The sequence below is a fragment of the Mixta hanseatica genome (assembly GCF_023517775.1).
Classification (GTDB): Bacteria; Pseudomonadota; Gammaproteobacteria; order Enterobacterales; family Enterobacteriaceae; genus Mixta; species Mixta hanseatica.
Map to the genome: position 1 here is coordinate 377,905 of NZ_CP082904.1, position 13,536 is coordinate 391,440.

The 13,536-nt window shown below is 56.5% G+C and carries 14 protein-coding genes; 13 read left to right on the plus strand and 1 reads right to left on the minus strand.

Annotation, left to right across the window (positions count from 1 at the left end; genetic code table 11):
- The first annotated feature begins 298 nt into the window (after positions 1-298).
- Positions 299-865, plus strand: coding sequence for an ADP compounds hydrolase NudE (gene nudE / locus K6958_RS01690; RefSeq protein ID WP_249893075.1), 567 nt, complete (start codon positions 299-301; stop codon positions 863-865).
- A gap of 75 nt (positions 866-940) precedes the next feature.
- On the opposite strand, the gene mrcA is transcribed toward nudE, so the two are convergent.
- On the minus strand, positions 941-3,490 hold the full coding sequence (gene mrcA / locus K6958_RS01695) for a peptidoglycan glycosyltransferase/peptidoglycan DD-transpeptidase MrcA (RefSeq protein WP_249893076.1): 2,550 nt from the start codon (positions 3,488-3,490) through the stop codon (positions 941-943).
- A gap of 121 nt (positions 3,491-3,611) precedes the next feature.
- Here mrcA and pilM point away from each other — a divergent pair, with 121 nt between their 5' ends.
- From pilM to trpS, 12 genes are all read left to right on the plus strand, one after another.
- Positions 3,612-4,439: a pilus assembly protein PilM gene (gene pilM / locus K6958_RS01700; protein ID WP_249893077.1), complete on the plus strand. Its 828-nt coding sequence runs from the start codon at positions 3,612-3,614 to the stop codon at positions 4,437-4,439.
- Complete coding sequence (locus tag K6958_RS01705) at positions 4,436-4,981, plus strand: PilN domain-containing protein (protein ID WP_249893078.1); 546 nt, start codon at positions 4,436-4,438, stop codon at positions 4,979-4,981. Before pilM ends, K6958_RS01705 begins: the two co-directional genes overlap by 4 nt.
- Positions 4,971-5,480 (plus strand): HofO family protein, encoded by a 510-nt coding sequence (locus K6958_RS01710; RefSeq protein WP_249893079.1) that lies wholly within the window; start codon positions 4,971-4,973, stop codon positions 5,478-5,480. Before K6958_RS01705 ends, K6958_RS01710 begins: the two co-directional genes overlap by 11 nt.
- The gene (locus K6958_RS01715; RefSeq protein WP_249893080.1) at positions 5,461-5,841 is read left to right on the plus strand and encodes a HofP DNA utilization family protein; all 381 of its coding nucleotides are present in this window, start codon (positions 5,461-5,463) and stop codon (positions 5,839-5,841) included. Before K6958_RS01710 ends, K6958_RS01715 begins: the two co-directional genes overlap by 20 nt.
- Positions 5,786-7,009, plus strand: a complete 1,224-nt coding sequence (hofQ, locus tag K6958_RS01720) for a DNA uptake porin HofQ (RefSeq protein ID WP_249893081.1) — start codon at positions 5,786-5,788, stop codon at positions 7,007-7,009. The genes K6958_RS01715 and hofQ overlap by 56 nt, the downstream gene beginning before the upstream one ends.
- A 359-nt stretch (positions 7,010-7,368) precedes the next feature.
- A complete protein-coding gene (gene aroK / locus K6958_RS01725; RefSeq protein WP_085068555.1) occupies positions 7,369-7,890 on the plus strand; it encodes a shikimate kinase AroK in 522 nt (173 codons plus the stop codon).
- Between the two features lie 41 nt (positions 7,891-7,931).
- Positions 7,932-9,020 (plus strand): 3-dehydroquinate synthase, encoded by a 1,089-nt coding sequence (gene aroB, locus K6958_RS01730; protein ID WP_249893082.1) that lies wholly within the window; start codon positions 7,932-7,934, stop codon positions 9,018-9,020.
- Positions 9,021-9,078: 58 nt separating this feature from the next.
- On the plus strand, positions 9,079-10,068 hold the full coding sequence (locus tag K6958_RS01735) for an SPOR domain-containing protein (RefSeq protein ID WP_249893083.1): 990 nt from the start codon (positions 9,079-9,081) through the stop codon (positions 10,066-10,068).
- A 173-nt stretch (positions 10,069-10,241) separates the two neighbouring features.
- Positions 10,242-11,054, plus strand: a complete 813-nt coding sequence (gene dam / locus K6958_RS01740; protein WP_249893084.1) for an adenine-specific DNA-methyltransferase — start codon at positions 10,242-10,244, stop codon at positions 11,052-11,054.
- Positions 11,055-11,120: 66 nt separating this feature from the next.
- A complete protein-coding gene (rpe, locus tag K6958_RS01745; protein WP_249893085.1) occupies positions 11,121-11,807 on the plus strand; it encodes a ribulose-phosphate 3-epimerase in 687 nt (228 codons plus the stop codon).
- Positions 11,791-12,468, plus strand: coding sequence for a phosphoglycolate phosphatase (locus K6958_RS01750; protein WP_249894759.1), 678 nt, complete (start codon positions 11,791-11,793; stop codon positions 12,466-12,468). Before rpe ends, K6958_RS01750 begins: the two co-directional genes overlap by 17 nt.
- Before the next feature lie 18 nt (positions 12,469-12,486).
- Positions 12,487-13,491 (plus strand): tryptophan--tRNA ligase, encoded by a 1,005-nt coding sequence (trpS, locus tag K6958_RS01755; RefSeq protein WP_249893086.1) that lies wholly within the window; start codon positions 12,487-12,489, stop codon positions 13,489-13,491.
- Positions 13,492-13,536: the final 45 nt, after the last annotated feature.

Sequence of the window (13,536 nt, forward strand, 5' to 3'; positions counted from 1 at the left end):
CTGATAACTAAAATAGCGCACAAAATCATAAAATTAGAACTACTATACAGAAATCCTTATTGGGATATTAGCTGGCGCATGTCGAGGTGAATATCGGCATTATCCTATTTCCTTGTAACTTATTGACTTTGTCATAAAGTTTTTTCCCAATCATTGCAATCAATTGTTATAAAAAAGTAAATTAAAACATATGATGATTGGATTCCTGTGAGGCCTGTCGCACAATGTCTTTTTGCCGCTTTTTGTCCAGGACAACGACTGGCTGGCGATGATCAACCGTGCTTTATCTGGGGCCCCCATGCCAAGAGAATTAGAGAAACCGAAGATTTTAAACGTTGAGCCTGTGGCCCACTCCCGCCTGTTTACCATTGAATCGGTAGATCTGGCGTTTAGTAACGGCGCGCGGCGCGTATATGAACGTATGCGTCCATCAGAGCGCGAAGCGGTGATGATCGTGCCGATTATCGATAATCATCTGTTGCTGATTCAGGAGTATGTAGTCGGGCTGGAAACCTATGAGCTGGGCTTCCCTAAAGGATTGATCGATCCAGGCGAAACGGTTTTTGAGGCGGCTAACCGGGAACTGAAAGAGGAGGCAGGCTTTGGCGCGCAGCAGATGGAAGCGCTTAGCAAACTCACTATGGCACCTTCCTACTTTTCCAGCAAAATGAACATTGTGGTTGCGGAAGGATTATATCCCGAAAAGCTGGAAGGCGATGAGCCGGAACCGCTACCGGTAATCCGATGGCCGCTGGACAACCTGATGGCGCTGCTGCAGGAGTCCGATTTTAACGAGGCGCGCAACGTCAGCGCATTATTCCTGGCGCGCGAGTGGCTGGTGAAGCAGCAACGTATCCGTTATTGATAGCTATACGGGTAGCTAAAAGCAAAAGGGGCGATAATCGCCCCTTTGTTGTTTTCAGAACTGTTCGGCTGGTTATCAGAACAGTTCGTGCGTTTCGCCGTTATCCATTAGCGTGGTTCCCACGTCATGCACCGAATACTCCGTAGGCTGCGTGCCTTCGATAAAGTATTCCTGACGGGTATTGCCGCCGCCGTTAGCCAGCTTGCCGGTGCTGCGATCGATCGTCACGGTCACTACGCCTGGCGGCGGTGTAAGCGGCTGCTCCGGTACCCCTTCCAGCGCCGCTTTCATAAAGCTATCCCACGCTGGCTGGGCACTTTTGGCGCCGCCTTCATAGCCTGAAATCTGATCGTCAATCGCGCCGGAAGCGGTGGAACGCCCCAAATCGCGGCGATGATCGTCAAAGCCAATCCACACCGTCGTCACCACGCCCGGGCCGTAACCAGAGAACCAGGCATCTTTCGAACTGTTGGTAGTACCGGTTTTGCCGCCGATATCTTTCCGCTTCAGATCGCGGCCGGCGCGCCAGCCGGTGCCCATCCAGCCCGGTTCGCCGAAGATATTCGAGTTCAGCGCGCTCTTAATTAAGAAGGAGAGCGGCGTATTGATCACGTGCGGCGCATACTGCTGCGCGGCGTCAGGCTGCTCGGCGCCTACCTGCTGCAGCACCGGCTGCGGCACGCCAGGATTGGGGTTTTCCTGCGAAACCGCCACGTTTTCTACGCTCTCTTCACCCAGCGCCACCGATTTTTTCGTTTCGCCGTAAATTACCGGCAGATTGCATTCCGGGCAGGCGATGCGCGGACGGTTTTCAAACAGCGTTTCACCGTTTTCATTTTCAATCTTCTTAATGAAGTAAGGATCAACCAGGAAGCCGCCGTTGGCCATTACCGCATAGCCGCGCGCCATTTGCAGCGGCGTAAAGGAGGCCGCGCCCAGCGCCAGCGATTCGGTATGCACGATATTCTGCGCCGGGAAGCCGAAACGTTGCAGATACTCTGCAGCGTAATCGACGCCCATCGCACGCATCGCGCGCACCATAACCACGTTCTTCGATTGCCCTAAGCCCTGGCGCAGGCGGATCGGACCATCATAGGTCGCCGGGGAGTTTTTCGGCCGCCAGTCAGAGCCTGCGCCCGCGTCCCAGCGCGAGATCGGCACATCGTTCAAAATCGAGGCCAGCGTCAGGCCGCGGTCCATCGCTGCGGTATAGAGAAAAGGCTTGATATTCGAGCCAACCTGACGCAGCGCCTGGGTAACGCGGTTAAATTTACTCTGATTAAAGTCAAAACCGCCAACCAGCGCGCGGACTGCGCCATCATGCGGATCAAGAGAAATCAGAGAAGAGTTAACGACCGGCACCTGCGCCAGCCACCAGCTGTTTTCTGCTTTACGTACCCAAATCTGCTGACCCGGCTGCAACACCTGCGTCACGCTACGCGGCGTGGCGCCCTGTTGCGTATCGGACCGGTACGGACGCGCCCAGCGTACGCCTTCCATCGTCAGCGAGACGCTACTGCCGTCACGCATCAGCGCCGTGGCTTCGTTGCTGTTCGCGCTGGTCACGACGGCGGGCCACAGTGGGCCGTAAACCGGTAGCGCCTTGAGGGTTTGCAGAATGCGCGTACGATCCCAGGCTGGCTCACCCACACGCCACAAAATATTGGCCGGGCCGCGATAGCCGTGACGCATATCATAATCCAGCACATTGTTACGTACCGCTTCCTGCGCTGCCAGCTGCAGCTTGCGGGTGACGGTGGTGTAAACCTTAAAACCGTCGTTATAGGCGTTATCGCCGTAGCGCTTCAGCATCTCCTGACGCACCATTTCCGTCAGATAAGGGGCGGAGAAAGCGATTTCAGGGCCGTGGTAGCTGGCTTCCAGTGGCTCACTGCGCGCCGCGATATATTGCTGCTGCGTAATGTAGTTCTGATCCAACATACGCGACAGCACTACGTTACGCCGCGCCAGAGCGCGCGTAGGGGAGTAGAGCGGGTTAAAGGTAGACGGCGCTTTAGGCAGACCGGCAATCATCGCCATCTCACTCAGCGTGAGCTGATCGATATTTTTGCCGAAATAGACCTGAGCGGCAGCGCCGACGCCATAGGCGCGATAGCCAAGATAAATTTTATTCAGATAAAGCTCGAGAATTTCATCTTTGCTGAGCAGCTGCTCGATACGAATAGCCAGAAACGCTTCCTTGATTTTACGCATCAGGGTGCGCTCAGGGCTAAGGAAGAAATTACGCGCCAGCTGCTGCGTAATGGTACTCGCCCCCTGCGAAGCATGGCCCGACATCAGCGCCACGCTGGCCGCACGGAAGATGCCGATAGGATCGACGCCGTGATGCTCATAGAAGCGGCTATCCTCGGTGGCGATAAAGGCTTTAACCAGCTCAGGCGGCATTTGCGCTAGCGTCAGAGGGATACGACGCTTTTCGCCATACTGCGCGATCAGTTCACCATCAGCGCTGTAGACCTGCATTGGCGTTTGCAGACGTACATCCTTCAGCGTGTTCACATCCGGTAGCTGCGGCTCAATGTATTTGTACAACCCGTAAACCGAGCCGACGCCCAGCAAAATGCAACACACTGCAAGAATCAATAAATACTTTACGAACTTCACCTGAGATTTCCCATTTAATGTCGTTTGGGCAGTTTATAAACAATCGCGCGGTAGTATAAATGCAAGCCAGACGCTTTGATACGTCCTTTTATTTTTACGTCGATATGGAGATCGCGCGAATATGGCTTTTCAGAAATGGCAAGTAGGGCTGGATATTCAGAATGGTCAGCTCTGTGCTTTAGCTATCCAGCGTCGCCGTAACGGTTGGCAGCTGCGTCACTGGTGGCAGCATGCGCTGCCGCACGATACGTTATCTCACGGCGCGCTGCAATGTTCCCAGCCGCTGCTTGCCGTTTTGCGCCATTGGCGTAAACAGCTGCCCCGCGCCCTCTCGCTGCGCGTCGGCTTCCCGCCGCAGGCGGTGATGCAGCGCGCTTTGCCCACACCTTCTTTGCAGCTGCGCGAGCCTGAACTGGGGCGCTATGCCACGGCCGCAGCCGCGCGGCTCTTCCCGCTGGCCGCCAGCGAACTGGTGCTGGATTATCGCGCCGCCGCCCAGCCGCAGCCGTGTCTCTACCTGACCGCCGCGCGTCAGAGCGTGCTGCAGCGTTGGTTATCGACTCTGGCGCAGGCCGGGTTGATGCCTGACGTTATTGAGCTAACCAGCGGAGCGCTGGCGTTGGTCGGTGAGACCCTTCGTCTCTCTGAGGAGGCGGCGCTGATTCATCAGCTTAGCGACCACTGGTTATGGTATCTGCCCGGTGAGCCTGAAACCGCATCCGGCTGGGCACCCGGCGAGCTGACCGCTGACAGTGAGCCGTTCAGGCTGCTGCTGTCCAAAGCGCGTCAGCTGTGGTTCAGCGCCAACGTTTCCGCTGGGCTGCCAGCAGGCATGCAGCCGTTGCAGCCGCTAAGCCTGCTGCAGTTTATGCAGCCGCCGCTGCCTGCCAATAGCGGCATGTTTACGCTGGCGCTGGGGTTAGCGCTGCGTCCGGAGGAGGGGCAATGATTGCGGTTAACCTGCTGAACTGGCGTCGGGAGGCGCGAAAGCGCCAGTTAAAGCGATGGCTGGGATTAAGCGGAACGCTGCTGGCGCTGCTCGCTGTTGCGTTGCTGCTCTGGTGGCGCATGCTGGCGGAAACGACGCAGCGGCGGCAAAGCCAGTTAACGCTGTGGCAGCAGGCAACACAGCAGGCGCAGCAGCTACACCAGCGCTATGAAGAGGCGCAAAAACAACATCAGGCGTTGCGTAAGCAGGCAGCATTGCATCAGCAGGCGCATCAGCGGCTGGCGCAGTGGCAGGCGTTTATTCTGCAGCTGGAGAGCAATGTGCCGGATGACGCATGGCTCTCTTCATTAATGCACCAGCAGGGAAACGTCAGGCTGGAGGGATTAAGTCTGCAGCCGGAAGCCGCTCGGTTGCTGCGTCGTCGGCTCAGCGCATCCGCGCTTTTTCAGCCGTGGCGGCCGGGCGCGTTAAAAAAGAGCGCTAACGGTCCGTATCGCTTCACCCTGGCCTCGGGAAAAGCGGAGGACGGCGATGGACAATGAAAATCTGCTGCGCTGGCTGCTGTGGCCGGCGAAATGGCGTTGGCTGAGTCTGTTTGGACTGCTGGCTGGCGTAGGGCTGTTAGCCGGTTACGGCTGGATAACGCCAGCGCATGGCGAGCAGCAACGGCTGGAGGAAAAGATGCAACAGCAGCGGTTGCGCTATCACCGGTTGCTAACACCGCTGTGGCGGCAGCCCGCGCTGCATGCAGTAGAGGCGCGCAACCAGCAACTGCTGGACGATATTGTGCACGAGGGGCAGCCGTTTTCCCTGTATACCCTGCTGCAGCGCAGCGGCGGCGAGTTAGCGCAATGGCATCCCGATCGGCGAGATAGCCAGCTTGAACTATGGCTGGACTGGACGCAGCTCAAACAGCTGTTTGCTTATCTGGCTATGTGTGAGCCCGCACCGATCCTGACCTCTTTTATTGTGCAGCGTAAGGCGGAGCGCCTGTACGCCGCCTTTCATCTGGCGTTTGACGATGAAATGCCTGTTGATTAGCGGACTGTTTTTTCTCTGCCTGCCGCCCGCGATGGCCCGCGATCCCTTTGCGCCACTGCGGGCTTCCTGTCTCACATCGGTAACCTCCTTAGCGCACTGGCAGCTGCAGGGAATGATAGGGAGAGGGGACCGTTATCTGGGATGGCTACGCTCAACGCAGGGCGAGCGGGTAGCTATTGCCAGCGATCGGCCGTTGCCATTCGCTGGCTGGCGGATTGAGGCGTTTACGCCATTTCGTTTATCGCTCAGCGCGCCGCAAAGCTGTGTGCCGCAGCGTGTCACGCTGCCCATTAAAGGAAAATATTATGCTAAGGATCGCAGTCGTGTGGCTGTTGACGATCGCGACAGTTCAAGCCCATAACGCGCCGCTGTCGCTGGCGTTCGAGGAGGCGCCGGTAGAGCAGGTTTTACAGGCGCTGGCTGAATATCAGCAGCTTAATCTGTTGGTGGCGCCCGGCGTGGAAGGCACCATTACGCTGCGCCTGCAGGATGTGCCCTGGCGACAGGCGCTGTCGCTGGTGGCGCGCATGGCCAGGTTGAAAATCACGCAGGAAGATGCCGTGCTGCTGGTTTTCCCGCGGGGCTGGGAACAGAAAGAGCAGCAGGAAGAGGCGCAGCAGCAGCCGTTGCAGGATTTAGCGTTAGCGTTACAGTATGCGGATGCCGCCGCCGTTAGCGCCAGCCTGCAGGTCGAGCGCGCCAAACTGATGACGTCGCGCGGCAGCGTTACCCTTGACGCGCGCGCGAATACGCTGCTGTTGCGTGATACGCCAGCGGCGTTAAACAATGTGCGGGCCTGGGCCAGGGCGCTGGATGTCGCACGGGCTCAGGTAGAGCTGACGGCCCATATCGTCAGCATTAGCGCCGAGCATCTGCATGAGCTGGGCGTAAGCTGGCAGCTATCGGGAGAAGAGGTTATCGCGCAGGCGCTGCGCAATCCCGGACTGAATATCGGCCTTGGCGCCGCTGCGCCGTCGCTGGCGGCCGGCTTAACGCTGGCGCGCATTGATGGTCGCCTGCTTGATTTGGAACTGAGCGCGCTGGAGCAGGAAAACCACATCGATATTATCGCCAGTCCGCATCTTATCGCCTCGCATCAGCAGCCGGCCAGCATCAAACAGGGCGCGGAGATCCCTTATGAAGTTGCCAGCGGCAGTGACGGTGCAACCAGCATTGAATTTAAAGAGGCGGTATTGGGGATGGAAGTCACGCCGACGGTACAGCCCAACGGGCGTATTCATCTGGCGCTGCATATCAGTCAAAACGTGCCCGGACGCAACATTAACAACGGCGACAGAGAAATTCTTACTATTAATAAGCAGGAAATCACGACTCAGGTTACGCTGAAAGATGGTCAGACGTTAACGCTGGGCGGCATATTTCAACAGGAATCGGCGCGTAATCGTGATAAAGTCCCTTTCCTGGGCGATATACCGTTGCTGGGTGCGCTTTTTCGCCATGATGTTCACAATGACAGACGCCGGGAACTGGTGATTTTTATCACCCCGCGCCTGGTGCATGAAGAGTAACCAGCAGCGTTTTTTTTCCCGACTGGGTATCATATGCGTTTGACGCAGGAGCGGAATTAGCTTACAAGGTTTAGCGATTTTGACTTATGGCAGCACAGACTTATGGTTTGTCGCCACGATACCGTGACAGGACGCTGCCTGAATGGCAGTGGTTTTGACTCTTAGCGAACTGTGTGACGCGCAGGCTGCGCGTTCTGAGCCGGGCAATTTATTCGGTTGCCAAACGACCTTGAGTGTTGAGATAATTTTTCATCTGACTCTCGCACTATCGCTCATGAGGTTTCAGTTCATGTCCCGCCAACGGCTCGGCCGTTGCAGACGGGGTATCATCAACGCATTGTCTTAGTAATACCGAAAAAATGGCAGAGAAACGCAATATCTTTCTGGTTGGGCCTATGGGTGCCGGCAAAAGCACTATTGGTCGTCAGTTAGCTCAGCAACTCAATATGGAATTTTATGATTCCGATCAGGAAATTGAGCGACGTACCGGAGCGGATGTGGGCTGGGTTTTTGACGTTGAAGGCGAAGCAGGTTTTCGCGAACGTGAAGAGAAAATCATTAATGAACTCACAGAAAAACAGGGCATCGTGCTGGCTACCGGCGGCGGCTCTGTAAAATCCCGCGAAACCCGTAATCGTCTCTCCGCCCGTGGCGTTGTGGTCTATCTTGAAACCACTATTGAGAAGCAACTGGCGCGTACGCAGCGCGATAAAAAGCGTCCTTTATTACAGGTCGATGCACCGCCACGTGAAGTGCTGGAAGCGCTGGCGGATGAACGCAATCCCCTGTATGAAGAGATCGCTGATGTTACTATCCGCACTGACGATCAAAGTGCGAAAGTCGTCGCTAATCAAATCATTAATTTACTGGAAAAGAATTAATCCATCGCCTGAGGGCATAGCGAAAAAGGTTATACAGCGTCATGGAGAGGATCACCGTTACCCTTGGGGAGCGAAGCTACCCGATCACCATCGCCGCCGGTCTGTTTAACGATGCGGCTGCCTTTTGGCCGCTGAAAGCAGGCGACCCGGCTATGTTGGTAACCAATGAGACGCTGGCTCCGCTTTATCTCACGCCGCTGCGACAGCGGCTGGAAGAGGCGGGCGTTAAGGTGGATCAGGTTATCCTCCCCGACGGCGAACAGTATAAAACCCTGGCGGTAATGGATCAGGTCTTTACCGCGCTGCTGCAAAAGCCCCACGGACGTGATACTACGCTGGTGGCGCTGGGCGGCGGCGTGATTGGCGATTTGACCGGTTTCGCCGCCGCCAGCTATCAGCGCGGCGTACGCTTTATTCAGGTACCGACCACGCTGTTATCGCAGGTGGACTCTTCCGTTGGCGGTAAAACCGCCGTCAATCATCCGCTGGGCAAGAATATGATAGGCGCGTTCTATCAGCCGGCTTCAGTGGTTATCGATCTCGACTGCCTGCGTAGCCTGCCGCCGCGCGAGCTGGCCTCCGGCATGGCTGAAGTGATCAAATATGGCATTATCCTCGACGCTGACTTTTTCAACTGGCTGGAGCAGAACCTGGATGCGCTTATGGCGCTGGATGGGGAGGCGCTGGCTTATTGCATTCGTCGCTGCTGCGAGCTGAAAGCCGATGTCGTCGCCGCTGATGAACGAGAAACCGGCCTGCGCGCGCTGTTGAATCTGGGTCATACCTATGGTCATGCGATTGAAGCGCAGATGGGATATGGCAACTGGCTGCACGGCGAAGCGGTAGCGGCCGGAATGGTGATGGCTGCGCGTACCGCGGAAAGGCTGGGGCAGTTTAGCGCTGCCGAAACCGATCGCATCATCGCTCTGCTGGTTCGCACCGGCTTGCCGGTCACGGGGCCGCAGGAAATGGCCGCGCAGGACTATTTGCCGCATATGATGCGCGATAAAAAAGTGCTGGCGGGCGAGCTGCGTCTGGTGTTGCCGCTGGCGATCGGCAAAGCCGAGGTGCGTAGCGGCGTGGCGCATGATATTGTGCTTGCCGCAATTAATGACTGCCGTAAGGCCTGATAGTGATGTCTGCCGCGAACGGGATGTGAGCGGCGCTTGCCGTAGACGGGGAGGTTGAATGGATGAGTTTAAACCGGAAGACGAGTTAAAACCTGATACCAGCGATCGCCGTCCGACGCGGCCTCGCAAAACGTCTTCTGCGCCTAAAACGCCGGCGTCCCGCCAGCGTATGATGATGGGCATTGGCGTGCTGGTTCTTTTGCTGTTGGTTATCGGCATTGGTTCCGCATTAAACGGGCCTGATTCTAAAAAGCCAGCCGCTCAGACGGATAACGGCGCAGCCACTTCCGGCGGCAATGAAAGAAACATCGATCTTTCCGGATCATCAAACATGAGCGGGCAGAGCGGTAGCGCGGCAGGCAATAACGAAGCCGCAGCGACCGAGGGTGCGGTAAACGACGCGCCGCAGTCCGTCTCCGTTCCGCCGGTCTCCCCGACGCCGACGCAGGCCGCTCCGATTGAGACGCCGCAAAACCAGCAGCGCATAGAGCTGCCGGGCGATCTTAACAGCGCGTTGACCAATCAGCAGGGGCAGATTGATTCCGCCTCTCAGGGGGCAATGGGCGGTAGCTCGCTGCCGACAGCGCCAGCTACGGTAAGCGGCGCCGATACCCGAAGCGCCAATGTCGCGCCATCCAGGCAGAATAGCAGCAAGCCAGCGCCGGCGCATAAGCCGACCGCCAGCCAGCCGACAGCGAAACAGCAGGCGCATCAGCCAGCGGCGAAGCAGAGCAGTAAGCCAACCGCCAGCGCCAGCCATGCCGCTCCTGCCGCACAGCAAAGCGCGCCGGGCGGCAGCTATACGCTACAGCTGAGCAGCGCCTCGCGTTCAGATACGCTGAATGCCTGGGCGAAGAAACAAAACCTGAGCAACTATCATGTCTACCAAACCACACGTAACGGGCAGCCATGGTATGTTCTGGTGAGCGGTTCTTATGCTACGCCAGCTGAAGCCAAACGTGCCGTAACCTCGCTGCCAGCAGAAGTCCAGGCGAAGAATCCCTGGGTTAAGCCGGTTAGCCAGGTGAAAAAAGAGGCGGGGCACTAAAACCCCGCGCTATTACTGTGATAGTACGCTCTGGCAGCGAATTATCTCAGCCGTTGCAACGGCATTGAAAATGGCAACTCTGTTGCCATTTTTGTCGTAAGTCAGATTCGTAAGCGCAGATATGCTGTCGCTATAGCCACAGCCAGATGAATAGAAGTAACCAAAACGACGGCATGAAAAAAAATCGCGCTTTCCTGAAATGGGCTGGCGGTAAGTATCCTCTTCTGGAAGATATACGCCGCCATTTGCCGCAAGGCGACTGCTTAGTCGAGCCTTTTGTCGGCGCCGGCTCCGTGTTCCTTAACACCGACTATCCACGCTATGTGCTGGCCGATATCAATAACGATCTGATTGGCCTGTATAACATAGTAAAAGGACGCACCGTCGAGTTTGTCAGCGATGCGCGCCAGCTCTTTACGCCGCGCAGCAATGAGGCGGATGCTTACTACGCGTTCCGCAGCGAATTTAATGCCAGCGACGATGCTTATCGCCGGGCGCTGCTGTTCCTTTATCTGAACCGTCATGGTTACAACGGCCTGTGCCGCTACAACCTGCGCGGTGAATTTAACGTGCCTTTTGGCCGCTACCGTAAGCCCTATTTTCCGGAAGAAGAGCTATATGGGTTTGCCGAACGCGCGCAAAAAGCCGTTTTTGTTTGTGAATCGTACGATGTTACCCTGAGTAAGGCGCAAGCGGGATCGGTGGTTTACTGCGATCCGCCTTATGCGCCGCTTTCGACAACGGCGAATTTTACCGCCTATCATACCAACAGCTTTAGCCTGCGCGAGCAACAGCATCTGGCGGAGCTGGCGGTGAAGCTGGCGCAGGAAAGCGCCATTCCAGTGCTGATTTCTAACCATGATACCGAGCTGACCCGGCTGTGGTATCAGGATGCGGTGCTGCATGTGGTTAAAGCGCGCCGCTCGATCAGCAGAAGTATTAGCGGTCGTACTAAAGTGGACGAGCTACTGGCCCTTTTTCGCTAGCCGGTTTCGTCCGCGACCAGCGCAATCTGTCAGTATTTTTACTGGCGCATACAGTGGGAGATACGGATGAAACAATTTTTGCTGGCCCCTTCGATCCTCGCCGCAGACTTTGCCCGCCTGGGCGAAGATACGGCGAAAGCTCTGGCCGCAGGCGGAGACGTGGTGCATTTCGACGTTATGGATAACCATTACGTTCCCAACCTGACTATGGGGCCGATGGTATTAAAAGCGCTACGCGATTACGGTATTACCGCACCGATTGACGTTCATTTGATGGTGAAGCCGGTCGACAGCCTGATCCCACAGTTTGCCGAAGCGGGCGCCAGCTTTATTACCTTCCACCCTGAAGCCAGCGAACATATCGACCGCAGCCTGCAGCTGATCAAAGAACATGGCTGTAAAGCCGGTTTAGTCTTTAACCCCGCCACGCCGCTGAGCTATCTCGATTATGTGATGGATAAGCTGGATATCATTTTGCTGATGTCAGTCAACCCGGGCTTCGGCGGTCAATCTTTTATTCCGGGCACGCTCGATAAGCTGCGTGAAGCGCGCAAGCGTATTGACGAGAGCGGTTACGATATCCGCCTGGAAGTGGATGGCGGCGTGAAAGTCGATAATATCGCCGAAATCGCCGCCGCCGGCGCAGATATGTTTGTCGCCGGGTCGGCCATATTTGGCCAGCCTGACTACAAAAAAGTGATTGATGATATGCGTAATGAACTGGAGAAGAGCCGCCATGGCGCATTTCACTAATATCCGCGCATTGGCTTTCGATCTTGACGGCACGCTGGTTGACAGCGTGCCGGGGCTGGCGGCGGCAGTGGATCGGGCGTTGGTCGCCTTGAATCTGCCAGCTGCCGGCGTGCCGCGCGTCACGACCTGGATAGGAAACGGCGCCGACGTCATGGTGCAGCGCGCCCTGAGTTGGGCATTGCAGCGTCAGCCGGAAGCCAATGAACTGCGCGACGGCAGAGCGTTGTTCGACCGCTTTTATGCTGAAACGGCCGAGGCGGGCACCACGCTATTCCCCCAGGTTGCGCAGACGCTGGCGAAGCTGAGCGCCGTCGGGCTGCCGCTGGCGCTGGTGACCAACAAGCCGACGCCGTTTATTGCGCCGCTGCTGCGTGCGCTCGGTATCGACGGCTATTTTTCGCTGGTTATCGGCGGTGATGACGTGGCGGCGAAAAAGCCGCATCCGGCGCCGCTGTTTTTAGTGTTGGGCAAGTTTGGTCTGCTGCCGCAGGAGTTGCTGTTTGTCGGCGATTCACGCAATGATATTCAGGCGGCGCAGGCGGCGGGCTGCCCCTGTGTGGGGATGTCGTACGGCTATAACTATGGCGAGCCGATCGCCATCAGTGAACCCAACCTAGTTTTGGACGATTTCAACGACCTTTTGCCCGCTTTGGGGCGGTAATTATCAGGATTTAAAAGCATGAGCAAACCCATCGTATTTAGCGGCGCACAGCCCTCCGGCGAACTGACCATTGGTAACTACATGGGTGCGATGCGTCAGTGGGTACAGATGCAGGACGATTATCACTGCATTTACTGTATTGTCGATTTGCACGCCATCACCGTACGTCAGGACCCGGCCGCGCTACGTAAAGCGACGCTGGATACGCTGGCGCTTTATCTTGCCTGTGGTATCGATCCCGCAAAAAGCACCATTTTCGTCCAGTCCCATGTGCCGGAACATACTCAGCTAAGCTGGGTGCTGAACTGTTACACCTATTTCGGCGAGCTGAGCCGCATGACTCAGTTCAAAGATAAATCGACCCGCTATGCGGAAAACATCAACGCTGGCCTGTTTGATTATCCGGTGCTGATGGCGGCGGATATACTGCTGTATCAGACCAATCAGGTACCGGTTGGCGAAGATCAGAAACAGCATCTGGAACTGAGTCGCGATATCGCCCAGCGTTTTAACGCGCTGTATGGCGACGTATTTAAGGTGCCGGAGCCATTTATTCCGAAATCGGGCGCGCGCGTGATGTCGCTGCTGGAGCCGACGAAAAAGATGTCCAAATCGGACGATAACCGCAATAACGTTATCGGCCTGCTGGAAGATCCGAAAGCGGTGGTGAAGAAGATCAAACGCGCGGTAACCGACTCCGACGAACCCCCGGTAGTGCGCTATGACGTGCAGAACAAGGCGGGTGTTTCTAACCTGCTGGATATTCTCTCCGCCATTTCTGGTAAAAGCATCAGCCAGCTGGAGCAGGAGTTCGCAGGCAAGATGTATGGTCATCTGAAGGGCGAGGTGGCGGAAGCGGTTTCCGGTATGCTGAGCGAGCTGCAGGTGCGCTATCAGAGTTACCGTGAAGATGAAGCTTTCCTTGAGCAGGTGATGCGTGATGGGGCGGCAAAAGCGCGCGCCCATGCCCAGGAAACGCTGAAAAAGGTTTATGAAGCGGTAGGCTTCGTGGCGCAGCCGTAAGCCGGCGCTAAAAACAGGGTCTTGCAAAGCGTATCTTGCAAGACC

Bases quoted from the DNA above. Each gene is read 5' to 3' on its own strand.
- nudE (WP_249893075.1), top strand. From the start codon at position 299: ATGCCAAGAGAATTAGAGAAACCGAAGATTTTAAACGTTGAGCCTGTG.
- pilM (WP_249893077.1), top strand. From the start codon at position 3,612: ATGGCTTTTCAGAAATGGCAAGTAGGGCTGGATATTCAGAATGGTCAG.
- K6958_RS01705 (WP_249893078.1), top strand. From the start codon at position 4,436: ATGATTGCGGTTAACCTGCTGAACTGGCGTCGGGAGGCGCGAAAGCGC.
- K6958_RS01710 (WP_249893079.1), top strand. From the start codon at position 4,971: ATGGACAATGAAAATCTGCTGCGCTGGCTGCTGTGGCCGGCGAAATGG.
- K6958_RS01715 (WP_249893080.1), top strand. From the start codon at position 5,461: ATGAAATGCCTGTTGATTAGCGGACTGTTTTTTCTCTGCCTGCCGCCC.
- hofQ (WP_249893081.1), top strand. From the start codon at position 5,786: ATGCTAAGGATCGCAGTCGTGTGGCTGTTGACGATCGCGACAGTTCAA.
- aroK (WP_085068555.1), top strand. From the start codon at position 7,369: ATGGCAGAGAAACGCAATATCTTTCTGGTTGGGCCTATGGGTGCCGGC.
- aroB (WP_249893082.1), top strand. From the start codon at position 7,932: ATGGAGAGGATCACCGTTACCCTTGGGGAGCGAAGCTACCCGATCACC.
- K6958_RS01735 (WP_249893083.1), top strand. From the start codon at position 9,079: ATGGATGAGTTTAAACCGGAAGACGAGTTAAAACCTGATACCAGCGAT.
- dam (WP_249893084.1), top strand. From the start codon at position 10,242: ATGAAAAAAAATCGCGCTTTCCTGAAATGGGCTGGCGGTAAGTATCCT.
- rpe (WP_249893085.1), top strand. From the start codon at position 11,121: ATGAAACAATTTTTGCTGGCCCCTTCGATCCTCGCCGCAGACTTTGCC.
- K6958_RS01750 (WP_249894759.1), top strand. From the start codon at position 11,791: ATGGCGCATTTCACTAATATCCGCGCATTGGCTTTCGATCTTGACGGC.
- trpS (WP_249893086.1), top strand. From the start codon at position 12,487: ATGAGCAAACCCATCGTATTTAGCGGCGCACAGCCCTCCGGCGAACTG.